The following is a 21,415-nucleotide window of genomic DNA, read 5'->3' as shown; positions in this document are numbered from 1 at the left end:
CTTCCCCTCAGACCAGAGCCTTGCCGGCAGCGCCGATGGCGTTGGCGACCGCCTCGTCATTGGCTTCGTCCGGCAGCAGCATCTCGTTGTGAGCCTTGCCCGAGGGGATCATTGGGAAGCAGTTGGCGAGATTGGCAACGCGGCAGTCGAAGATGACCGGCCGGTCGATGGCGATCATCTCGTCGATGGCGCCGTCCAGGTCCTGGGGCTTGTCGACGCGGAAGCCGACGCCGCCATAGGCCTCGGCCAGCTTGACGAAGTCGGGCAGGCTCTCGGTGTAGGAATGGGACAGGCGGTTGCCGTGGAGCAGCTGCTGCCACTGGCGCACCATGCCCATGTACTGGTTGTTGAGGATGAAGACCTTGACCGGCAGGCCGAACTGCACGGCGGTCGACATTTCCTGGATGTTCATCAGGATCGAGGCATCGCCGGCAATGTCGATGCACAGCGCATCGCGGTGGGCGACCTGGGCGCCAATGATGGCCGGCAGGCCATAGCCCATGGTGCCAAGGCCACCGGAGGTGAGCCAGCGGTTGGGTTCCTCGAAGCCATAGAACTGGGCGGCCCACATCTGGTGCTGGCCGACTTCCGTGGAAATGTAGGTCTTGCGGTCCTTGGTCTTCTCATAGAGCCGCTGCAGGGCATATTGCGGCATGATGATATCGGCATTGGGCGCATAGGCCAGGCAGTTGCGGGCCCGCCAGGCGTTGATCTGCTCCCACCAGGCCTTCATGGCCGTGGCATCGGCCTTGAGGGAGGAGGTGCGCCAGATGCGGACCAGATCTTCCAGCACATGGCCCACGTCGCCGATGATCGGCAGGTCGACCTTGACGTTCTTGTTGATCGAGGACGGATCGATGTCGATGTGGATCTTCGTGGCGTTGGGCGCGAAGGCATCGATGCGGCCGGTGATGCGGTCGTCGAAGCGGGCGCCGACGCAGACCATCACGTCGCAATCATGCATCGCCATGTTGGCTTCGTAGGTGCCGTGCATGCCGAGCATGCCGAGCCAGTTGGCGCCCGACGCGGGATAGGCGCCCAGACCCATCAGGGTGGAGGTGATGGGGAAATTGGTGAGGGAGACGAGCTCGCGCAGCAGCTGGGAGGCCTGGGGGCCGGAGTTGATGACGCCGCCACCGGTGTAGAGGATCGGCTTCTTCGCCTTGGCCATCAGCTCGGCCGCGATGCGGATCGCCTGGGCGTCGCCCTTCAGCTGGGGGCGGTAGCTCTTGTGGCTGACCGACGGGTTGCTGGTCGGACCCTGATAGGTGCCCTTGGCAAACTGCACGTCCTTCGGAATGTCGACGACGACCGGGCCCGGACGGCCGGAGGTGGCGACATAGAAGGCCTCATGCAGGATGCGCGGCAGGTCGTCCACGTCGCGGACCAGCCAGTTGTGCTTGGTGCAGGGACGGGTGATGCCGACCGTGTCGCATTCCTGGAAGGCGTCCGAGCCGATCAGATGGGTCGGAACCTGACCGGTGATGCAGACGAGCGGGATGCTGTCCAGCAGGGCGTCGGTCAGCGCCGTGACCATGTTGGTCGCGCCGGGGCCGGAGGTGACGAGCACGACGCCCGGCTTGCCGGTGGCGCGGGCATAGCCTTCGGCCGCATGGCCGGCGCCCTGTTCATGGCGCACGAGAATGTGCTCGAGACCTTCCTGCTGAATGATCTCGTCATAGATCGGGAGCACAGCGCCGCCCGGATAGCCGAAGATCGTTTCAACACCCTGGTCCTTCAGCGCCTGGATCACCATTTCGGCGCCGGTCATCTCCCGTGTCATTGTCGCGTTCCTTAAATCTTGGCTCGTTGGCTTGTCCGCCCTGTCGGGCTTGCCGTCACGTTATGGTTCGAGTTGGTCGGTCTGCCCGGCGGGGCCGGTGCCTCCGGAGGGGCGGGCGCGCAATAAAAAAGGCCCCGTCGGGACCTTGCGTGCGCGCCAGCCTGTTCCGAACGGATCACTCCGTTCCGGCGGCGCGCTTTCCTACTACTAGAATGATGCTCGTCATCATGTCGGTCTTCTCGGTCTTGCTGCCCCTTGCAGGGACAATCCGCCCTTGCAGGGATAATCCATCCGGGGCTGGCCAGCAGGGCGCGGATGGTGATCCGGACCTGCGTGAAACAGCGTTCCGACCTTGCGGCCGAAACTGCCTCCCCGTCAAGGGTTGATCGCTCCCGCCCCTGCGCTTGATGGAGCGCAACCGGCTGGGAGCGAAGTGGGGGCACCGTAGTCAGGGGGGCGAAACGGGTCAAGGGGGATTTTTTTGAAAATTACGCATTTCGGTCATTGGGTTTCTGAAAATTACCCGCAGCCCCTGGGCGCCCTTGAGCGTCCAGGCTTGTGGATATGTTCCGGCGAAATTTGCTGAATGAATTATAAGTCAATAATTTCAGGTGCTTGCATGATTTTCCGAATGGTTTCCCACAGGGGTTGGCGGGGTTCTTCGGAAAAAAATCGAGGAAGGGATTGCGCCCCGGAAAGGGTGCTTATATACACCGCTCATCGACGGGCTGCGGCGCGATCGATCGCCACCCAGCCGGGTGGTTGAGATCTGGAAAATGTCAGATCTGTGGGTGTATAGCTCAGTTGGTAGAGCAGCTGACTCTTAATCAGCCGGTCCTGGGTTCGAATCCCCGTGCACCCACCACTTCTTCTTCTTCTCTCAGTCACGGAATGAAGACGACACGCCGAAGGCGAGTGTCGTCCTGAGCGAGGCGCTTCCGCCTGCATTCTCTGCTGATCTGAGCTTCTCTCGATTTTTCCATTCTCCTCCGTCTCTCAGGCTCTCTCGCGGCTCGTCGTTTCGCGCGCCAGGATTTCCGCGGACACAGTGTTCTTGGGACGTTGCGCGCGGTCATGGTCGCGCCGCTTCCGGTCACGATTCCCTGCGACCTGCGTCCGGAAATGATCCGCTGCCAGTTGAGCTCGTCTCCGGCGCCGGGCCAGGCTCGCCTCTCGCATTATCCCTGGCTGCATTTCATGAGGCTCCTCTGGGAGAGGGGCGGAGGTTGGCGGCGTCATTTTAAGCTCGCTATGGTTGCAATATGGGTTGCGCTCGCATAGATTGCGTTTGCGGGTGTGTGATCATCCGGACGTCTTGGGTGCTCGCGGGGTGAAGGCTCATGCGTTTCGCTCAAAATAGTCTTAAAAGTTTTTCTCTGGAATTTATTCACAAGAATTAACTCCTAGCGTCGTTGTATTTATCAAAACTCACCACAGGGGACATGTGGGGTCATGAACAACGAAGTTTTGGCAAGAGATATTCACTTCACTGCTGCGCATGGTCTCTGGAAAAGCTGGATGAAGGACGCGATCGTCTTGCGACGGCGTGCCCTGCGCCTCACCAGAGGCAACCGGGACGAGGCGGATGACCTCCTGTCTTCGACCCTGATCAAGGCCGTGACCCATGTGGAGCGCCATGGCACCGATGTGCTCGAGCCGCGGGCCTTCCTGCTGTTCGCCATGCGCAACGAACATATCAGCCGCATCCGGCGGCAGGTGCCGGAGCGCTCCTTGCGGGACATGCAGGGGGATGTGCATCAGGACGAGTATTACGGGCTGGCGGAGGCGGCGCCGGATCAGGAGAACTGCCTGCGCCACCAGGACGCGCTGCGCCGGGTTCTTTCCGTGGTCGATGCCCTGCCGGAGGAGCTGAGGGCGGTCTTCTCGCTCCGGTTCCTCGATGAATGCAGCTATCGCGACATAGCGCGCCAGCTGGAGATTACCGAAACGCTGGCGCGCAAGCGCATCCAGCATCTGCGGGAAAAATTGCGTGCGGCCCTGGGCGAGGATCTGGATTTCGGCTCTGAACCCGGTCCGGTCTCCTCACAGTCCCTCGGCTGAGGCGTCCCTATCAACAGGCGCTCCGGGTCTCGGACCGGAGGGCGCTTCGGCAGCCGCCGCAAGGCCGGTTCCTCCGGAGCCTTTCCAACCCGATCGGGCCCGTCCCGGCGCATAACCCAGGCGGAAAGTCAGATGGTCGATCAAGTCAATGCCCAGATCACCGATGCGGTCACCCAGACCAACGTCAAGGTGGTCGCAGAAGCGCCGGCCCAGGCCATGGCCAGCCTCTATCAGGTGGCCAGCCATGCCTCGGGTCTGTCGATCCAGAACGCGGTGCATTCGCAGCAGGCGATGAACCAGATCACCACGGCGGTGGTCTCCAAGGCAGTGCAACTGATCATGAATATCGGCGAGAGCCAGTGACGGATCGGGGCTGAACCCCCTGTGCGGGAGCGTGAACCATGGGACTGATGGGATGGTTGTGGCGGCAGGAGCCCCGTCCGGAAGGACCGGTGCGGAGTTCCGGACAGCCTGGCAGACAGGCCGGCAGACAGGCCGGAGACGCGCCGGTTCAAGGAGCAGAAGCCGGTGCGTCCCAGCGCCCGAGCGGCCGTCCTGCCGCCTCAGGCTACCGAACCCAGGCCGCCAGCGTTCCGCCGCGCCCGCGTGCCGATCGGTGGGCAGATCCGCGTCTGGCCGCAGCCGAGCCTGAGAGCCCTGAGGTCTTCGCGGGGGCTGCGGCGCCTGCTTCGGCTCCCGCTCCGGCCCCTGCGCGAAAGACTGCCGCCGCGCCCGCTCAGCCGGTGGACACCTCCGCGCTCAACAGCCAGATCACCCAGGCGGTGCAATTCTCCAACGCCCAGAACAGCACGGCCGTGCCGCAGATGGTGCGTCTTGGCCCGGAAATGATGGTGGAGACCACCACCGGTCTCGCTGTGCAGGATGCGGCGCAATACATGAACGCGATCATGCAGATTGCGGTGGCCGGGCAGGCGGTGGCGATCAAGCTGGCGGCGGAGGGGCCGAAGAACGAGCCCACGATCACCGAGCTGATGCAGAACATCCAGAAGATGGTGACCGAATCCGTGACGGTCTACGGCAACGTGGCGGCGGCGGCCGGCACGGCCAACAGCACCGTCATCGGGGATCTGGGCAGCTAGGGGGCAGGGCCATGACCAGGGACAGATCTCCGGGCGTTCCGGCGGACCGTGACGTTCCCCTCGCGGAGGCCGTCGAGGCCCTCACCGTCACACAGAGATTGCGGATCTTCCGCATGCTGCGCCGGGTTCTGGGAGAGACCCGGCCGGCGCGCACAGGCACCATATCCGGGGATGACGAGGACCAGTCCCCGCCGGACAGGAGCGCATGATGGAACAGGTGAACAAGGAGCTGGAGGAGACCCTCCTCGGCTATCTGGGGGACTGGCAGGAGGCTCTTACGGATCGGCCGCATCGGACCGACGACGTGAGCCTCTTTTGCCTTTATCCGAAGGTCCTCTCCTATCTGGCCTGGACCTGGGGCACCCTGTCCCAGGCGGAGCGGACGGCGGCGACCCTGAAGCAGCGGCTCGATCACGGGGCGGCGCTGAGGGCGTCGGCCGGATCCGCCCCGGGGGCGCGTGGTGGACCGCGCGACAGCGGGCGCGGGGCGGGGATGGCAGAGCTTTCCGCGCCGCCTCCCATGCCGCCGGCGTCGTCGCCCTGCGGCTGCGGTGGGGGCTTCCACGGCTTTGGTGACTGCTGTCCCTGCTGCGGCGGATCCCACGGGGGCGGATCCCATGGGGGCGGACCCCAGGTGCCGGGCGTCGGCATACCCTGGCCGCCTGCGGCGGGACCGGGAATGGCCCCACCCCCGATGACGCCGCCTCCGGTGGCGCCGGCCCCAATGTCCTCGCCCGAGGCTCCCCGCTGGACGGCAACCCCGGAAGCGCCGTCCCCCCGGTCAAGCCGGGCGGATCCGCGCGAGCAGGCACCCGTTCGCCCCGCGTATCAGGCGCCGATACCGGAGCGTCGTGATCCGGGGGACCGAAAGGGGGGACCGGAGGTCTTCGTCGAGGCGATCAACGTTGAAATTAGGGAGATGTCCGATGACGTGGGTTGCGAGAATGGGCGAGAGGCCGGCGAATCCGGACGCGGCGAACGGGGTGGCGGGGAACGGGGCGGCGGGCGCGGCGAACGCTGCACCTGTCGCAGCGGGCGTTGCGGATGCCGGGAGGGGCGCGGTGAGCGCTGACCCGCGCGTCGGTGGCTGGGGCGCCTCCGGTCAGGTGCCGTCGCAGGCCGTTTGGGCCGGTGGTGCAGCGGCGCCGGCACAGGACGCTCCCGTGGTGGCGCCTCAGGGGCCGGGCAAGTCTGGAAAGCCAGCGGCGGGCAATGCGCGCAGCCGGGTGCAGGATCTGGTCTCGGCCGTCACCCTGACAAGTCGCCTTCGGGAGGACTATCAGGCCGTTGCGGGGAGGCTTCCCCTGCTGCTGGAGGTCGGAGGCGAAATCCAGAAGCACAAGGATCAGGCGGATGACGCGGCCACGCAAGCCGCGGCCAAGATCACCTCGCTTCTGGAGAGCTTTCGCGACACGACCGAGCAGATGGCGCAGGCCATGGAGGCCCAGCAGGGGGCCGTTCAGGCGTTGCTCGACAATCCGCAGGATCTGGCGGACATGCTGCGTCAGGGCAAGGCAGATCTGGTCGGCGTCTTGTCCCGACTGGGGCCGGTGGGGGCAGCAGCTCCAACATCGCCCCTCGGGCAGGACCAGACCATGACCGGGGCGCTCGGGCTGCTGAAGGCGGCGGAGCAGAAGGCCCAGCACCAGGTGGGCGAGCTGACGCAACGGCTGCAGGCGATGGTGAGTGCGGCGGTCGAGGAGAAGACGAAGGACATGCGCCAGGTGATCGAACAGCTGCAGAAGGGGCAGTCGCCGGGTGGCGGCCCGTCGCGCGGCGGAGGATCGGCCAGCCGCAAGGGGTGAGGCCTTCCTGCGTTCCTGCCTTGGTGCGTTTTCTGCGCCGGGACGCCCGGCCGAGGCCCGTGAGCGCCTCAGGAAAACCGGTCTGCGCGTTGCGCGGCCGGTTTTTCTGCGTCGCTGCTCCCGCAGGCGCTTGCGACAAAGATTTCGGGAGGAGGCGTCGGATTTTCCGTCACAGCGGGCAGGGCGGTTGCGTCCTTGAGATGTTCCCTGCCGGTGCAGTGTCCCGGCCAATCTTTCCAGGAGAGCGTTACTATGGCTGAAACCCTTGTGAATCCGATGGTCACCGACGCCGTCACCCAGTCCAACGTCAAGGTCGTGGGCGAAGCCCCGGCCATGGCCATCAGCACCCTCTATCAGGCCATGGCTCATTCCACGGGCATCCTGTTCGAGAATGCTGTCTCCGCTGCCCAGCAGCAGAACACCCTGGCTCAGGCTGCGACCAACATGGGCGTGATGCAGATCTACAGCCTCGACACCACCGCGGTTGCCGGTGCGAGCGAAAAGGTGGCGCAGACCGGCGTGGCCGACAACCTGACCGGCCTGCTCACGGTGCTCAACGCCTTCCAGGGCGGTCGCTGACCTCTCGCGCCCCCGGCGCGAGATACCCGGCGTGCCGGGCGCTCCCAGATCCCCGGGAGCGCCCCGGACACCCAGAGCCTCCGGCCTCCGCCCGTTCGATGCCGGACTGGCGGAGTTGCCATGCGCCGGGCGCAGATCCCGGCGGATTATTTTCCCCCGGTTCTCTCATTTTCCTCCCTCATGATGGCTGAGCCACCTCCTTCCCGCCCTTTCAGGGAAGAGATCCCTATGGCTTCGCGTTCCGGTCCTCCCTCCGCTGCTTTTCGCTTCCCCGGGCAAGGTTTCGTTAAGCCTCGAGGGTCGATCCTGATCCCAGACAAGCACGAGAAGCGCAGTCAGCGTTTCCATCCCTTTGACAGGCAGGCTTTCCCAGGTCTTGCCGTGCCCGCAGCGCGGGACGGCGGAAAAAGGAGGGTCTCATGCCCATGTCTTCCACCCTTGCGGGGGCTGCCGCTCCGGCCGGCGGGGCGCCGTCCGGTCAATCGTCGACCCCAACTCCGGCGGCGGCAACGACCAGCACCGACGCGCTGGATCTGAATGTGCTCGGGTTATCACCTGCCATGGCACTGGCCGGGCTCTATGCGGCGGCGGCCCAGTCCCAGGCGATCAACATGGCCAACGCGACCCAGCGGGCGAGGATCGCCAATGCCAGCGCGGATCTGGCGGTGCTGGGCGGCATCATGCGGCTTTATGGCGCGGGAAAGGTCGGCGGCTCGGGGACCATCGAGACGGCCAGGGCGGATCTTGCCGATCTGGTGAAGCTCCTGAACTCGCTGGGGTAGGGTCCGTTCCGGGACGAGGGGGCGTGCCCCCTCGCGCGACCGACGGGCTTGCGGAAAGGCCTTGCGAAGATTTGCGGGCTTCCGTGGGCGGGTCTCGGGCAGTATAAGCGGGCGCAAAGGGGGTGCACGGCCGCGTGCGCCCGCCATCTTCCCGTTTTCCTGCGCGCCGGGTGCTGCCCGCGACGCCTGAACAGATCCCTGACCGGACCCATGACAAAGACCCTGATTGCCGCTCTCTACAAGTTCGCCACCCTCGAAGATTTCGAAGCCATGCGGGATCCGCTGAAGGCCTTCTGCGAGGCGCGGGACGTGCGCGGCAGCCTGCTGCTGGCGCGCGAGGGCATCAACGGCACGATCTGCGGTCCGGAAGAGGGGCTGCGGGAAGTGCTTGCGCATCTGGAAGCCGACCCGCGGCTGGCAGGCCTCGAGCACAAGGAAGCCTGGGCGGACCGGCCGGTCTTCAAGCGCATGAAGGTGCGTCTCAAGCAGGAGATCGTGCGTCTGGCGGTGGACGGGATCGACCCGAACGAGATCGTTGGCACCTATGTGAAGCCGGAGGACTGGAATGCGCTCATTTCCGATCCGAACGTGGTGGTGATCGACACCCGCAACGACTATGAATTCGCCTTCGGCACCTTCGAGCGGGCGTTGAACCCGGAAACCCAGGCCTTCCGCGAGTTCCCCGAATGGGTGCGCAAGGCGGAGGCGCTGCAGAAGAAGCCGAAGGTCGCCATGTTCTGCACCGGTGGCATCCGCTGCGAGAAGGCCACGGGCCTCATGCTCAAGGAAGGGTTCGAGGAGGTCTACCACCTGGAAGGCGGCATCCTGAACTATCTGGAAAAGGTGCCGGAAGACGAGAGCCTGTGGAAGGGCGAATGCTTCGTCTTCGACGACCGGGTCTCCGTCGATCACCAGCTGCAGCCGCGCTGGGGGGAATGGGTCCCGGAAGAGGCGCGCCACGTGCTGAACACGGACACGGATTACGACTGAGCTCTCAAGGCTCTCGCTGACGGCGTGCCCGAAAATACTCGGGGCGGCTGAGGGCAATGCAAGGGATATGAAAAAAGGCGCCGGGGTTTCCGGCGCCTTTTTCGTGACTGGACAGGGGATCAGGCCACCTTGAAGCGGTGGGTCGGCAGGCCTTTGCGGCCGTGGCCTTCCACCAGGAAGAGCGAGCCGGAGAGGCTGCCCGGTTCCTCGCCGCCGGGCTTCAGACTGGTCACCACGAGCTGATCCAGCTCGGGGCCGCAGAAGCAGGGCATGGTGGGCTTGGGAACCGGCAGGCGGATCGCATGGAGAAGCTCGCCATCGGGGCCGAAGCAGTTCAGCACGCCGGCAGAGACGCCAGCGCTCCAGTAGTTGCCGTCGCTGTCGACAGTGGCGCCGTCCGGGCGGCCGGTCTCGTCGGTTTGCTGGACATAGAGCATCTTGGAGCCGAGGCCGCCGGTCGCGGGGTCGAAGGAATAGGCCTCCACCCAGCCCGGGCCGGAATCGGCGTGATACATCCAGGTGCCGTCCGGCGACCAGGCAAGGCCGTTGGAGACCCGCAGATCCTCACGGATATGGGCCACGTCGCCGCGGCCATCGACCCGGTAGAGGCTGGCAATCGGTTCGCGCGGGCTGGAGGTGTCCATGGTGCCGACCCAGAAGGCGCCGTCGGGGCCAACCTTGCCGTCGTTCAGGCGGGTCTGGGGCAGATCGGTCTCGATCTCGGCGAGCACGGACTGGGAGCCGGTGGCCGGATCGAAGAGAATGATCCGGTCCCAGACGGCCACGACCAGACGGCCGTCGTCAGTCAGGCCGAAGGAGCCGACCTCATTGTCGAAACTGTAGGTATCGATCTGGCGGGTGGTCCAGTCCATGGACTGGATGGTGCGGCCCTGGATGTCGGTCCACAGCAGGCGGTTGGTGCGCTCGTCCCAGGTGGGACATTCGCCGAGCCTGTAGGACGTCTCGAGGAGACGCGAAATCTGAAAGGTCACCTGGTGCTCCGGTGGTGGCTCAAAACGTGCGGACTATAGCCTCTGACCCGGGGAACGTCGACCGGGTTTCGCGAAGACCTGCGCGGGGCTGGGCCTGCCGTCCTGCGGATTACGGGCAGCGGACCTTGTAGGGCGTGCCATCCTGATCGCGGGCAATGCAGTTGCGCGGGGTCGTGACGACGCCGATGATCCCGCCGCCGAGCGCGCCAAGGGCTGCGCCTGCGACGGCTGCGCCGGCGGTCGAGCCCGCCACGCCGCCGATGACCGCACCCGTGGCGGCGCCCATTCCGGCGCCGATCAGCATGCGGTCACGCTGGCTGTCCGTGTTGGACACGCAGCCGGTGAGGCCGAAAACGAGACAAGGGGCGAGAATGGTCGCGGTGATCAGGGTCTTCATGGTCTTGCCTTCAGCAAAGAACGAATCACCTGAGTCTACAACCGTTCACGCCCCTTGTCGGGATTGTGAATATTAGGGGCAGACGACCCGGTAGGGGCGGCCGTACTGGTCATAGGCGACGCAGTTCTTCGGTGCGGTTGCGGACCCGATGATGGCTCCGCCTGCCGCGCCGATGGCCGCACCCGCAAGGGCCGGACCTGCGCCGTTGCCGGCTGCGGCGCCGACCACGGCACCGGTTGCGGCACCCAGGCCTGCACCGACCAGAGCGCGGTCGCCCTGGCTGTCAGACTGGCACCCTGCCAGCAGCATGGCCGTGGCGCCGATCACGAGTAGTTTCTTCATTTCAGGATCACTCCGATACCCTTGGGGAATTTCCATCCATAATGGGTCGCAATCGGCACATTTGCAATCGCTTACGGGCAGGCCACGCGATACGGGTTGCCTGCGCTGTCATAGGCGACACAGTTCTGCGGGGTCGTTGCGGAACCGACGATCGCACCACCGGCTGCGCCGATCGCGCCGCCGACAAGAGCGCCGCCCGCCGTTCCGGTAGCCGCCGCACCGACGACTGCACCGGTTGCACCGCCCAGGCCGGCACCGACAAGGGCACGGTCTCCCTGGCTGCCGGACTGGCAGGCAGCGAGCATCATGGCGGCAGCGCCGACGAACAGGGTCTTCTTCATGGTGGGAAACTCCCTTCCTCTCTTACGGATCTGAGACAGACCGACAAATCAGGCGGAACGGTGACCGTGTGCTCCTCCGGGTCGAAATCCGGGGGATTGATCGCCTCGCGGCCCTGAGGGGTCGATGCTTCGTCGGGGTAACGTTTCAGACCGGAAAGGGTTGCCTCGAAAAGAAAAGGGGCCGCATCTGCAGCCCCCTCGCATGTCGACTGACGGCGTTGGTGCGCTTGCGTCAGCCTTGCGGCCGCAGGGCCTTCAGCAGGCCGCGGGTGGAGGAATCCTTGGATTCCGCCGAGACCTTGCCCTGGATCATGGGCTGAAGCGCCAGCGCCAGTTCCTTGCCCAGTTCCACGCCCCACTGGTCGAAGGAGTTGATGCCCCAGATCACGCCTTCGACGAAGACCCGGTGCTCGTAAAGGGCAATCAGGCGGCCGAGGGCGAAGGGCGTCAGCTGGTCATGCACAAGGGTGATCGAGGGACGGTTGCCGGGGAAGACCTTGTGGGGGGCCAGGCGTGCAACCTCGTCGGCGCTCAGGCCGCGGGCGGCCAGCTGGGCGGTGGCTTCTTCAAGCGTCCGGCCCATCATGAGCGCTTCGGACTGGGCGAGGCAGTTGGAGACCAGCAGCTCGTGATGATGAGCGAGGTCGTCTTCCTGTCCGCGGACGGCGACGATGAACTCGCAAGGGATCACCGTCGTGCCCTGATGCAGCAGCTGGTAGAAGGCGTGCTGGCCGTTGGTGCCCGGTTCCCCCCAGACGAGAGGACCGGTGTCTTCATCGACGGGGGTGCCGTCGAGCTGCACCCGCTTGCCGTTCGATTCCATGTCGAGCTGCTGGAGATAGGCCGGCAGACGGGACAGGCGCTGGTCATAGGGCAGGACGGCGCGGGCGGAATGGCCCATGCAGTCGCGGTTCCAGACGCCAACCAGTGCCATGAGCACGGGCAGATTGTCCTTCAGCGGGGTGTCCGCGAAGTGGCGGTCCATGGCATGGGCACCTTCGAGGAATTCGGCGAAGGCGTCGGGCCCCACGGCGATCATCACCGGCAGGCCGATGGCGGACCAGACCGAATAGCGGCCACCCACCCAGTCCCAGAAGCCGAAGACCCGGTCTTCCTCGATGCCGAAGGCCGCGACCTTGTCGAGGGCGGTGGAAACGGCCGCGAAATGCGCGCCGACCGCCTCTTCGCCAAGGGTGTCCGCGATCCACTTGCGGGCCGTCAGGGCGTTGGTCATCGTCTCGATGGTGGTGAAGGTCTTGGAGGCCACGATCACCAGGGTGGTTGCCGGATCGAGCGCGTCCAGGGTATCGGCGATATGAGCGCCGTCCACGTTGGAGACATAGTGCAGGGCCGGACCGTCGTGCCAGGGGCTGAGGGCCAGGGTCACCATTGCAGGTCCGAGATCGGAACCGCCGATGCCGATGTTCACCACATCGGTGAAAGGCTGGCCGTCATGGGCGGCAATGTCGCCTGAGCGGATGCCGTCCGCGAAATCCGCCATGGCGTCGAGGACGGAGAGCACGTCGGGCATGACGTCTTCGCCATCAACCATCACCGGTTCGCCGGAGCGGTTGCGCAAGGCAGTGTGCAGCACCGCGCGGTCCTCGGTGCTGTTGATCTTCTCGCCGGCGAACATGGCGTCGCGGCGGGCGGTCACACCGGCCTCTTCGGCCAGCTTCAGCAGCAGATCGAGGGCGGTGTCATCGAGAAGGGTCTTGGAATAGTCCAGCAGCAGATCATCGGCCCGGGCGCTGAAGCGGTCGAAGCGGCTGTCGTCGGCGGCAAAAAGCGCGCGCAGCGTGGTGCTCCCGAGGGCTTGGGCATGGGTCTTGAGAGCGCCGAAGGTTGCGAGGCGGGCCATCTGCTTTTCTCCTGACAGGATGGACGAAAACCTCCGGGCGGAGGCCTTTGAAGATGGCTTTCTCCTTAGCACAACCCGACAAATATCCCTAGGGGCAGGGGATGAGAAAAGCCCGAATTTTCCAGTGGGATAGCCGGTTTTCCCGCCTCTCGCCAGCTTTGTGCGAACGGCAGGCGGGGCGGGGTGGCCGGCGGGCCGGATGGCTTGCGGTCCGCCGGTCGGGTCATGGATCGGATTTCAGTTGATTGGCGACAGGAGCTCGGGCGCGGTGACCAGCTGGCGCACCCCGTGGGAGTGGTTTTCCTTGAAGATATTGCCGCCGTCAGCCCAGGCATGGAGGGAGTTGATGTCGAGGCGGGCACAGCGCGGGCGCACGGACCAGGTGACCTGGAACGGCGAACAGATCTCCTGCGAGAAGCTCGGGCCGGTGGTCGAGCCGGCAAAGACCACCGGGTCGCCGGTGCCCACGGGCAGGGAGCGCGGCTGGTGCAGGCCGTTCGTCTTGCTCCCGCTGTAGTCGAAGCTGGAGAATTTCAGCGCGCTCGGATCATCCACCACCAGGAAGACCTGGGATTCCACCCGGATCTGCGGGTTGGCGCAGGCCTTGGTGACGCAGGCGCCCAGCCCCTTGCCGGGTGCGGCGGCGCAAGAGGTGTAGACCCAGTGCACCTCGATCGTGTCGCCGGGCTTCACGCCCTGAAAGCCGGAATGCTCGGCCGCAGCCCCTTCTGCGTGAGCGGCTCCCGGCTCCGCGGCTGCGGCCGGACGCATCTCCGCGCTCTCGTTGCAGCGGTAGCCGCCATGCTCTCCGTCACCGGCGGAAATGGAGAAGCCGGGGCCCTTGTGCTCGGCATTGGTGTGGGTGTGGATGTTGCAGAGGTTCAGGGTGGAGGCAGCCGGGGCGGGGGTGAAGGACAGGGGATTGGTGCCAGCGGTCATCGAGATGTCGCGAGGGGCCTGGGGGCCGAAGCCTTCGCACAGCCCGAGGGCGAGGGCTGCAGGCGACATGCCGACAAGGGTGGTGAGACCAAGAAGCACCGAGGGCAGGAACCGCATGCTGAGATCCTTCTGAAACGGGCGCCGCGAGAAACGGGCGCAGGGAGGCGTTACGCAGCGGAAGAATAGCTCAGGTTGTGCCCTCTGGCTTTCTGTCAAACCTGCGGAGGGGCGAGACAGTCTGCGACAGGGATGAAGGCAGGGCTTAACGGGGCTTAAGAATGTTGAAACGGGTCGTTTCTACCATTGAGGCTTGTGAAGGAAGAGGTGCCGAAATGCCGATGACGGAGGCGCTCAGGGAACTGGAGGAACGGGGTGAACCCGTTCTGGTCGTGGATTTCGACAACCTGAGCTGCGTGGAAGCGACGGTGAGCAATGTGAGCGAATGGGGCTGCCGCCTCAATGGCGATCAGGTCACGGAGTTGCGCAAGAACATCGGCATCCGTCTGCCCGGTCAGATCCGGCTCATGAAGGCCCAGGTGACCGCCGTGAAGAAGGGCTCGGCTTCCGTCGTGCTGCCCAAGGTCGAGGCCAAGGTCTCCGACAAGCGTCGCGAGCGGCGGAACACGGTGAAGATCCCGGTGGTCATTTCCGATCGCGGCGGGGTGACGGAGATCAAGGGCACGATCATCGATGCGGGGCCGAACGGCTGCAAGATTCTCGCCAAGGATCTGACCAGTCTGCCCGAGGAAGTGATGCTCACGCTCAAGCAGTTCGACAAGCCGGTTCACGGAGAATTCGCCTGGCGCAGCGACACCGCGGCAGGCCTGAGACTTGTCTGGGAAGAAGGCGGCATGATCGGCTGACGGGAGCGCCCCGTCAGCCTGAGACATGTTGCCCGGCAGGCTTTAGCCGCGCAGGGTCGCCGCCGCGCGGGCCCGTTCCTCGATGCCGGCCCAGTCGTCGGAAGCGATGGCCTTGGCATCGGCAATCCACGACCCGCCCACGCACAGGACATTCTGCAGCTTCAGGTAATCCGGGGCCTTGTCGAGGGTGACGCCGCCGGTCGGGCAGAACTTCGCACCGGCCAGCGGCGACGACAGGGACTTGAGATAGGACGCCCCGCCCGCCTGTTCGGCCGGAAAGAACTTCAGGCGCGAATAACCCCGTTCCAGCAGATACATCACTTCGGATGCGGTTGCGGCACCGGGCAGCAGCGGCACGTCGTGCTTGTCGGCCACGTCCAGCAGAGCGGGCGTCGCGCCGGGGGACACGATGAACTGGCTGCCGGCGGCAAGCGCTGCCTCATACTGCTCTTCGTTGAGCACTGTGCCAGCGCCGGGGATCGCGCCTTCGACATTCTCTGCCACGAGCCGGATCGCCTCCAGCGCACGGGGGGTGCGCAGGGTGATCTCGATGGCCGGCAGGCCGCCGCGCACCAGGGCTTCAGCCATGGGCACTGCCTTGGCGGGGTCTTCGACGATCAGCACCGGGATCACCGGGGCGGCGGTCATGACGGCTTCGGTCTTTTCGATGTTCTGCGGCATGTCTGTTCCTGAAGGCTCTCGGACGGGCTGAGGGGTCAGCCGCCGAACACATGGGCGCCGGTGTCGGCGGACCCGACATTGGCACGGAAGGCGGCGAAGAGGTCGCGACCGACGCCGACCTGATGGGCGGAGAGATCCTGGGTCGCAACGGGGCGGGCGTCAAATTCGGCGGCGTCGACCAGAACGGTGAGTTCGCCGGTCGTGGCGTCGACGCGGATCATGTCGCCATCCTGAATGCGGGCGATCGGCCCGCCGTCGGCGGCTTCCGGGGTCACGTGGATCGCGGCCGGCACCTTGCCCGAGGCGCCCGACATGCGGCCGTCGGTGATCAGCGCCACCTTGTGGCCCCGGTCCTGAAGGATGCCGAGAGACGGCGTCAGCTTGTGCAGTTCGGGCATGCCGCAGGCCTTCGGACCCATGAAGCGCACGACGGCGGCCACGTCGCCGGTGAGCTCCTTGTTCTTGAAGGCCAGGAGGAAATCCTCCTGCGAATGGAAGACGCGCGCCGGGGCCTCGATAATGTGGCGTTCCTTCGCCACAGCGGAGATCTTGATCACGGCCTTGCCGAGATTGCCGGTGAGCACCTTCAGGCCGCCGGTGGGCTGGAAGGCCTTGGCGAAGGGAGCCAGCACGGTCTCGTCTGCGGACTGTGCGGGGGCTGCCTCGCGGGTGACCTGACCGTCGGCACCAAGCCGTGCCTCGACCGTGTAGCCGGAGAGGTCGGTGCCATAGACCGTCTTCACGTCCTGATGGAGATAGCCCGCGTCCAGCAGTTCGCGGATCAGGAAGCCGAGCCCGCCGGCCGCCTGGAAGTGGTTCACGTCTGCCTTGCCATTGGGATAGACGCGGGCCAGCAGGGGCACGACGTCGGAGAGCTCGGAGATGTCGTCCCAGGTCAGCTTGATGCCGGCCGCCGCGGCCATGGCCACCAGATGCATGGTGTGATTGGTGGAGCCGCCGGTGGCGTGCAGGCCGACAACGCCGTTGACGATGGCCTTTTCGGAAATCACTTCGCCGGCCGGGGTGAACTCGTTGCCAAGGGCGGTGATCGCCAGCGCGCGCTTGGCTGCTTCGCGGGTCAGCGCTTCACGCAAGGGCGTGCCCGGATTGACGAAGGAGGCGCCCGGCATGTGCAGGCCCATGATCTCCATCAGCATCTGGTTGGAGTTGGCGGTGCCGTAGAAGGTGCAGGTGCCCGGGCCGTGGTAGGAGGCGCTTTCGGAGGCCAGAAGCTCGGCGCGGCCGACCTTGCCTTCCGCATAGAGCTGGCGGGTCTTGGCCTTCTCGTCGTTGGAGATGCCCGTCGTCATGGGGCCCGCGGGCACGAAGATCGCGGGCAGATGGCCGAAGGACAGGGCGGCGATCACCAGGCCGGGGACGATCTTGTCGCAGATGCCGAGGAAGACGGCGGCGTCGAACATCTGGTGCGACAGGCCGACTGCCGCAGACATGGCGATCACGTCGCGGGAGAAGAGGGAGAGTTCCATGCCGTCCTGGCCCTGGGTGACCCCGTCGCACATGGCGGGCACGCCGCCTGCGACCTGGGCGACCGCGCCGACGTCGCGGGCGGCGGCGCGGATCAGCTCCGGATAGGTCTCGTAGGGCTGGTGGGCGGAGAGCATGTCGTTATAGGCCGTGATGATGCCCAGGTTGGGCACCACGTCCCCGGCCAGATGGGCCTTGTCGGAGACTCCACAGGCGGCAAAGCCGTGGGCGAGGTTGCCACAGGCGAGCCTGGAGCGCTGCGGACCCTTGTCGGCGGCGGCGCGGATCCGCTCCAGATAGGCGGAGCGGGTGTCGTGGCTGCGGCGGATGATGCGGTCAGTCACCTCTGCGATGCGGGCGTGCACGGGCATGGGTTTCCAGGTCCTCTCCTGTTCCTGAAACAGCCTGACGAAGGGGAAGGCTTGACGTCAAGGCCTCAAGCGACGTCCGCGAAGGGTTCGGGAGTTCGCGTCACCGATGCGGACATGAGGTGGATTTAATCGATTTAAATCCGCTCTTCAAGGACGTCTTCCGCGGTTTCGGACTTTATTTCGGGCTCAGAAAAAAATCCGGGGCGCGAGCCCCGGATCTCGTTGTGTGCGGATCGGATCAGCCTTCCTCGGCCCAGGTCCGGCCATCCCGTTCCACCAGGGCGATGGAGGCGGAGGGGCCCCAGGTTCCGGCGGTGTAGGACTTGGGATCTTCCTTGGAACCCGACCAGGCTTCCAGGATCGGATCCACCCAGGCCCAGGCCGCATCCACCTCGTCGCGGCGCATGAACAGGGTCTGGTTGCCGCGGATCACGTCCATGATCAGGCGCTCATAGGCATCCGGGTTGCGGACCTTGAAGGCGTCGGCAAAGCTCATGTCGAGGGGCACCTGGCGCAGGCGCATGCCGCCGGGGCCCGGATCCTTAATCATGACCTTCATCTGCACGCCTTCATCGGGCTGCAGGCGGATGATGAGGCGGTTGGCGGAAATGTTGCCGGCTTCCGCATCGAAGATGGAATGGGGGATGGGGCGGAACTGCACGACGATCTCGGAGACCCGCTGGGCCAGCCGCTTGCCAGTGCGCAGATAGAAGGGCACGCCCGCCCACCGCCAGTTGGCGATCTGGGCCTTCAGGGCCACGAAGGTTTCGGTCTGGCTCTCGGCGCCGAGTTCTTCCAGATATCCGGGAACCGCGCCGCCGGCAGAGGCGCCGGCGCGATACTGGCCGCGCACGGTGAGCCGGTCCGCATTGTCCTCGGTGATGGGCGCGAGCGCCTTCAGGACCTTGAGCTTCTCGTCACGGACGCTGTCCGCGTTCATGCTCTCCGGCGGCTCCATGGCGACCAGGCAAAGAAGCTGGAGGATGTGGTTCTGCACCATGTCGCGCAGGGCCCCGGCGGTGTCGTAATAGCCGACGCGGCCCCCGACGCCGAGGGCTTCTGCCACTGTGATCTGCACGTGGTCGATGTGGGCGGCATTCCACAGGGGCTCGAACAGGGCATTGGCGAAGCGCAGCGCCATGAGGTTCTGCACGGTTTCCTTACCGAGATAATGGTCGATACGGAAGATCTGGTGCTCCTGGAACACCGCGCCGATGGTCTCGTTGAGCGCCTTGGCGGATTCCCCGTCCTTGCCGATGGGCTTCTCGATGACAACGCGGGTCTTGTCCGTCACCAGACCGGCCTTGCCGATGCCTTCGCAGATGGTGCCGAAGAGATCCGGACCGACAGAGAGATAGAAGGCACGGATGACCTCCGGACGCTCGTCCAGAAGAGCCTTCAGTCCGTCCCAGCCGTCGCCGGTGCCAATGTCGATGGTGACGTAGACCAGACGCTTGAGGAAGCGGGACAGCTTGTCGCCTTCCACGTCAGCCACGTGTTCCTGCAGCGCCTCGCGGGCCCAGTCGCGGTATTCCTCGGTGGAGTAGGCGCGACGGGAGGTGCAGATGATGCGGGCATGCTCGGGCAGCTGGCCGTCTGCGCAGCGGTGATACAGGGCAGGCAGAAGCTTGCGGTGAGCCAGGTCTCCGGAGGCCCCGAAGACCACCAGGTCAAATTCGTCCACTTCGATGACGCGTACCGGCATGTGTGTGCGGTCCCCAGTTGGAGTTGTCTCGAGGGCTTTTAAATCGGTTTAATTCGGCTGTCAGCACATCAATGCGATTTTGCCGGGGGGAAAGGAGGAAGCCCGGTGATTTCATGTGCCTGCGGTCGCCAGCTGTCGATTGCCTCGAGAATGGGTCTTGCGGATGGTGTCAGGACGACAGAAAGCCGGTCTTGCCCGAGACGTCAAGGCATGGGGGCGTGCCGGACTGCCGCTTGCGCGCCTCTTGCCCGGTTTCCTCTTCAGGGGCGCACTCTGGCCCGCACTCTGGCCCGCACTCTGGCCCGCACTCTGGCCCGCGCATTCTCGACCGCGTGTTCGGCCCTTTTGTGGGCGCGCTGACCCCCGGCAGGCAAATCGGAGGCGGCTGGTCCTGCTGACTGAGGACGCCGGGATGCAGCGCGTCTGACCGATTGCCTGTCCCTCAGGCGAACTTGAGATCCGTGAGGAGCTCGGGCCTTGGGGCATAGCGCACCCGAAGCGGCAGCGTGGCGGCGGCAATCAGGGGGGCGGCCTCGCCGAGGCGGCTGTGGCGCACATCCTTGCGCGGGGTGACGAAATCACTCTGTCCGCCCAGGACCGAGGACATCACCCGGATGAAGCGGTCAAGCTCCGGACGGGGCACGGTGCCGCTGACGATCACCACGTCGAGCTTGAACATGGCAAGCAGGGCATCCAGCGGCTGGGCGACCTCGCGGGCGAGGACCTCCGGCCAGTCCCCCAGGGTGGGCACGGCGGCATGACCCGGCGTTGCGACAGGATCCGGTGCGACAGAGGCGCGTGAGGAGGCCGCCGTTCCCGGCGCCATGGCGCGGGCATCGGGGCGGGCCACCTGTTCGGCAACCGCCTCCAGCCCCGCGGTGAAGCCGGGAAGGTCGGCCAGATCCGCTGCCATTCCGCTCGCATCGCGCAGCAGCTGTCCCTCCAGCACGAAGGTGCATGAGATACTGCTGCTCACGTGAAGGTGGGCGAAGTTGCGCGGGGCGCGGGCATAGAAGCCCTCCGCCAGGGCGGCTGCCTCGTGGTCGCGACCGAGCTGCACCGGATGACCGCTCTCCTGTTCCAGCGTCTCGCGCACCTGTTCGAAGAAGGCTGCCGTGCTGTCGCTGCCCTGGGCCTCGCGGGAGCGGCAGGTGAGGCCGATCCCGGCCAGACGGGCTGTCGTGGCTGCCGGGTGGGGGGCAAGCAGCGCCCGGATCTCCCGGTGCAGCCGGTGAGCCGTGTCCCGGGCGGAGGCAATCCCCACGTCGCAGCGCCGCTGTTCGACCAGCTGGCCGGAGAAATCGATGAGGCCGATATCGGCGCCTTCCAGGTCGAGGTGGATGCCGATGCCATAGGCCCCGTCGGGGGCAAGGGTCAGAAGGGTGGCCGGCTGGCCGCGGCTGCCGTCCCGCACGCGCCCGACCTCATCGATCAGGCCATCGTCGGCAAGGGCGCGAATGATGCCGCCAATGGCGGCATTGGTCAGATGCGTGGCGCGGGCCAGGTCGGCCTTGGACGCCTTGCCGCGTTCTCGCAGCAGATGCAGGACGGCGCATTCGTTGAAGCGCCGGACATGGGCGGAGTTGGAACCCCTGGTATGACTGTCTTCCGTCACCGGTCTTGCCCCCGATTGTCATGAGCCGGCCTCGTTCTGACCGGCGCTCTGTCTGTCCTTGTTCCCGCGTGATGACCCGACGGTTTTCCGCCTGGGCCGTGTCCTTCCCGATTGATCGGGCTTGTTGTTCTTGTCAGGCCATTTTTGTTGCCCGACCCCTGGTCCTGTCAGGCCTTTTAGCCCGCCCTGCCGAAAGGTCTCCTGGTTCAGAAGATCCCTCGACCAGCTCTCCTGACCTCTCCTGGCCTGTCTCGCCAGATCCCGTCGGATGGTCAGTTCCTTGCGGCATGTTTCCCGCGTCGGTTGCGCTTGAGCTGGCCGCCTTGCGCTGACGAGGAAAAGCCTCGTTGTGCGGCTGCCGAGTGCGCACCAGACCACCGGCTCCGGATCCTCCGTCCGGGGCAGGTCTCTCATTCCTGCGGGAGTTCAAAGGCTTGCGCTGGATGTCCACCCGAATGTGCGGTGTATCGCATCGCCTCGTCCGGCGATTTCCGGCTCATTGGGGTGGTTGGTAACCTCCATGGGTTCACTTGAAAATGACTTAGCGTAAATTATGCGAATGCGGATCAAATCATATAGTCATAATGGCGAATTTTCGCATTTTTTCCCATGGGTAAGTGAGGGATTATTTCTCAAATAATTTTGAAATTACGTTAAGTTATTTGAAGAAGGTTTCGCAGGTTGTTGTTTTGCAACCTGAAATCCGCTTGATGCAACCTGATC

At 65.3% G+C, this 21,415-nt stretch carries 21 protein-coding genes and 1 tRNA gene; 11 read left to right on the top strand and 11 right to left on the bottom strand.

The window, feature by feature from the left end; genetic code table 11:
- Positions 1-7 precede the first annotated feature (7 nt).
- On the bottom strand, positions 8-1,783 hold the full coding sequence (locus FR728_RS10240; protein ID WP_149892581.1) for an acetolactate synthase 3 large subunit: 1,776 nt from the start codon (positions 1,781-1,783) through the stop codon (positions 8-10).
- A gap of 789 nt (positions 1,784-2,572) precedes the next feature.
- On the opposite strand from FR728_RS10240, the gene FR728_RS10235 reads away from it, so the two are divergent.
- The 10 genes from FR728_RS10235 (at position 2,573) to trhO (ending at position 9,100) form a co-directional block, all read left to right on the top strand.
- Positions 2,573-2,648: transfer RNA gene (locus FR728_RS10235), tRNA-Lys, on the top strand.
- Between the two features lie 653 nt (positions 2,649-3,301).
- Complete coding sequence (locus FR728_RS10230) at positions 3,302-3,844, top strand: RNA polymerase sigma factor (protein WP_208998762.1); 543 nt, start codon at positions 3,302-3,304, stop codon at positions 3,842-3,844.
- A gap of 132 nt (positions 3,845-3,976) precedes the next feature.
- Positions 3,977-4,207 (top strand): RebB family R body protein, encoded by a 231-nt coding sequence (locus FR728_RS10225; RefSeq protein ID WP_149892579.1) that lies wholly within the window; start codon positions 3,977-3,979, stop codon positions 4,205-4,207.
- Positions 4,208-4,587: 380 nt separating this feature from the next.
- On the top strand, positions 4,588-4,944 hold the full coding sequence (locus FR728_RS10220) for a hypothetical protein (protein ID WP_149892578.1): 357 nt from the start codon (positions 4,588-4,590) through the stop codon (positions 4,942-4,944).
- A gap of 11 nt (positions 4,945-4,955) precedes the next feature.
- Complete coding sequence (locus FR728_RS10215; protein ID WP_149892577.1) at positions 4,956-5,153, top strand: hypothetical protein; 198 nt, start codon at positions 4,956-4,958, stop codon at positions 5,151-5,153.
- Positions 5,150-6,016: a hypothetical protein gene (locus FR728_RS10210; protein WP_188318865.1), complete on the top strand. Its 867-nt coding sequence runs from the start codon at positions 5,150-5,152 to the stop codon at positions 6,014-6,016. Before FR728_RS10215 ends, FR728_RS10210 begins: the two co-directional genes overlap by 4 nt.
- Positions 6,006-6,749, top strand: coding sequence for a hypothetical protein (locus tag FR728_RS10205; RefSeq protein ID WP_149892575.1), 744 nt, complete (start codon positions 6,006-6,008; stop codon positions 6,747-6,749). The genes FR728_RS10210 and FR728_RS10205 overlap by 11 nt, the downstream gene beginning before the upstream one ends.
- A gap of 276 nt (positions 6,750-7,025) precedes the next feature.
- Positions 7,026-7,328 carry a RebB family R body protein gene (locus tag FR728_RS10200; RefSeq protein ID WP_377176039.1) on the top strand — a complete coding sequence of 101 codons (303 nt, stop codon included), beginning with the start codon at positions 7,026-7,028 and terminating at the stop codon, positions 7,326-7,328.
- Positions 7,329-7,747: 419 nt separating this feature from the next.
- Complete coding sequence (locus FR728_RS10195) at positions 7,748-8,110, top strand: RebB family R body protein (RefSeq protein ID WP_149892573.1); 363 nt, start codon at positions 7,748-7,750, stop codon at positions 8,108-8,110.
- 210 nt (positions 8,111-8,320) lie between these two features.
- A complete protein-coding gene (gene trhO / locus FR728_RS10190; RefSeq protein ID WP_149892572.1) occupies positions 8,321-9,100 on the top strand; it encodes an oxygen-dependent tRNA uridine(34) hydroxylase TrhO in 780 nt (259 codons plus the stop codon).
- A gap of 119 nt (positions 9,101-9,219) precedes the next feature.
- Here the strand turns inward: trhO and FR728_RS10185 are convergent, their stop codons facing one another.
- From FR728_RS10185 to FR728_RS10160, 6 genes are all read right to left on the bottom strand, one after another.
- Complete coding sequence (locus FR728_RS10185) at positions 9,220-10,092, bottom strand: SMP-30/gluconolactonase/LRE family protein (RefSeq protein WP_149892571.1); 873 nt, start codon at positions 10,090-10,092, stop codon at positions 9,220-9,222.
- 109 nt (positions 10,093-10,201) lie between these two features.
- A complete protein-coding gene (locus FR728_RS10180) occupies positions 10,202-10,489 on the bottom strand; it encodes a hypothetical protein (RefSeq protein ID WP_188318864.1) in 288 nt (95 codons plus the stop codon).
- Between the two features lie 72 nt (positions 10,490-10,561).
- On the bottom strand, positions 10,562-10,831 hold the full coding sequence (locus FR728_RS10175; RefSeq protein ID WP_149892570.1) for a glycine zipper domain-containing protein: 270 nt from the start codon (positions 10,829-10,831) through the stop codon (positions 10,562-10,564).
- 71 nt (positions 10,832-10,902) lie between these two features.
- Positions 10,903-11,172 carry a glycine zipper domain-containing protein gene (locus tag FR728_RS10170; protein WP_149892569.1) on the bottom strand — a complete coding sequence of 90 codons (270 nt, stop codon included), beginning with the start codon at positions 11,170-11,172 and terminating at the stop codon, positions 10,903-10,905.
- Positions 11,173-11,404: 232 nt separating this feature from the next.
- The gene (gene pgi / locus FR728_RS10165) at positions 11,405-13,117 is read right to left on the bottom strand and encodes a glucose-6-phosphate isomerase (protein ID WP_377176042.1); all 1,713 of its coding nucleotides are present in this window, start codon (positions 13,115-13,117) and stop codon (positions 11,405-11,407) included.
- Between the two features lie 153 nt (positions 13,118-13,270).
- Positions 13,271-14,089 (bottom strand): delta-class carbonic anhydrase, encoded by an 819-nt coding sequence (locus FR728_RS10160; RefSeq protein WP_149892567.1) that lies wholly within the window; start codon positions 14,087-14,089, stop codon positions 13,271-13,273.
- Positions 14,090-14,304: 215 nt separating this feature from the next.
- On the opposite strand from FR728_RS10160, the gene FR728_RS10155 reads away from it, so the two are divergent.
- On the top strand, positions 14,305-14,835 hold the full coding sequence (locus FR728_RS10155) for a PilZ domain-containing protein (protein ID WP_188318863.1): 531 nt from the start codon (positions 14,305-14,307) through the stop codon (positions 14,833-14,835).
- A 42-nt stretch (positions 14,836-14,877) separates the two neighbouring features.
- Here the strand turns inward: FR728_RS10155 and eda are convergent, their stop codons facing one another.
- The 4 genes from eda to FR728_RS10135 all read right to left on the bottom strand — a co-directional run bounded on the left by eda (position 14,878) and on the right by FR728_RS10135 (position 20,692).
- On the bottom strand, positions 14,878-15,516 hold the full coding sequence (gene eda, locus FR728_RS10150; protein WP_149892566.1) for a bifunctional 4-hydroxy-2-oxoglutarate aldolase/2-dehydro-3-deoxy-phosphogluconate aldolase: 639 nt from the start codon (positions 15,514-15,516) through the stop codon (positions 14,878-14,880).
- 35 nt (positions 15,517-15,551) lie between these two features.
- Positions 15,552-17,372 (bottom strand): phosphogluconate dehydratase, encoded by a 1,821-nt coding sequence (gene edd / locus FR728_RS10145; RefSeq protein WP_149892565.1) that lies wholly within the window; start codon positions 17,370-17,372, stop codon positions 15,552-15,554.
- 238 nt (positions 17,373-17,610) lie between these two features.
- Positions 17,611-19,077, bottom strand: a complete 1,467-nt coding sequence (gene zwf, locus FR728_RS10140; protein WP_149892564.1) for a glucose-6-phosphate dehydrogenase — start codon at positions 19,075-19,077, stop codon at positions 17,611-17,613.
- A 442-nt stretch (positions 19,078-19,519) separates the two neighbouring features.
- Positions 19,520-20,692 carry an ROK family transcriptional regulator gene (locus FR728_RS10135; RefSeq protein WP_149892563.1) on the bottom strand — a complete coding sequence of 391 codons (1,173 nt, stop codon included), beginning with the start codon at positions 20,690-20,692 and terminating at the stop codon, positions 19,520-19,522.
- Positions 20,693-21,415 lie beyond the last annotated feature (723 nt).

Source organism: Roseibium aestuarii (genome assembly GCF_008477545.1).
Classification (GTDB): Bacteria; Pseudomonadota; Alphaproteobacteria; order Rhizobiales; family Stappiaceae; genus Roseibium; species Roseibium aestuarii.
Note: the sequence above shows the minus strand (reverse complement) of the source record. Positions and strands in the feature narration are given on the sequence as shown.

What these genes read in the sequence shown, in the direction of transcription:
- FR728_RS10240 (WP_149892581.1), bottom strand. Translation starts at nt 1,783, where the DNA reads ATGACACGGGAGATGACCGGCGCCGAAATGGTGATCCAGGCGCTGAAG.
- FR728_RS10230 (WP_208998762.1), top strand. Translation starts at nt 3,302, where the DNA reads ATGAAGGACGCGATCGTCTTGCGACGGCGTGCCCTGCGCCTCACCAGA.
- FR728_RS10225 (WP_149892579.1), top strand. Translation starts at nt 3,977, where the DNA reads ATGGTCGATCAAGTCAATGCCCAGATCACCGATGCGGTCACCCAGACC.
- FR728_RS10215 (WP_149892577.1), top strand. Translation starts at nt 4,956, where the DNA reads ATGACCAGGGACAGATCTCCGGGCGTTCCGGCGGACCGTGACGTTCCC.
- FR728_RS10210 (WP_188318865.1), top strand. Translation starts at nt 5,150, where the DNA reads ATGATGGAACAGGTGAACAAGGAGCTGGAGGAGACCCTCCTCGGCTAT.
- FR728_RS10200 (WP_377176039.1), top strand. Translation starts at nt 7,026, where the DNA reads ATGGTCACCGACGCCGTCACCCAGTCCAACGTCAAGGTCGTGGGCGAA.
- FR728_RS10195 (WP_149892573.1), top strand. Translation starts at nt 7,748, where the DNA reads ATGCCCATGTCTTCCACCCTTGCGGGGGCTGCCGCTCCGGCCGGCGGG.
- trhO (WP_149892572.1), top strand. Translation starts at nt 8,321, where the DNA reads ATGACAAAGACCCTGATTGCCGCTCTCTACAAGTTCGCCACCCTCGAA.
- FR728_RS10180 (WP_188318864.1), bottom strand. Translation starts at nt 10,489, where the DNA reads ATGAAGACCCTGATCACCGCGACCATTCTCGCCCCTTGTCTCGTTTTC.
- FR728_RS10175 (WP_149892570.1), bottom strand. Translation starts at nt 10,831, where the DNA reads ATGAAGAAACTACTCGTGATCGGCGCCACGGCCATGCTGCTGGCAGGG.
- FR728_RS10170 (WP_149892569.1), bottom strand. Translation starts at nt 11,172, where the DNA reads ATGAAGAAGACCCTGTTCGTCGGCGCTGCCGCCATGATGCTCGCTGCC.
- FR728_RS10160 (WP_149892567.1), bottom strand. Translation starts at nt 14,089, where the DNA reads ATGCGGTTCCTGCCCTCGGTGCTTCTTGGTCTCACCACCCTTGTCGGC.
- FR728_RS10155 (WP_188318863.1), top strand. Translation starts at nt 14,305, where the DNA reads ATGCCGATGACGGAGGCGCTCAGGGAACTGGAGGAACGGGGTGAACCC.
- eda (WP_149892566.1), bottom strand. Translation starts at nt 15,516, where the DNA reads ATGCCGCAGAACATCGAAAAGACCGAAGCCGTCATGACCGCCGCCCCG.
- edd (WP_149892565.1), bottom strand. Translation starts at nt 17,372, where the DNA reads ATGCCCGTGCACGCCCGCATCGCAGAGGTGACTGACCGCATCATCCGC.
- zwf (WP_149892564.1), bottom strand. Translation starts at nt 19,077, where the DNA reads ATGCCGGTACGCGTCATCGAAGTGGACGAATTTGACCTGGTGGTCTTC.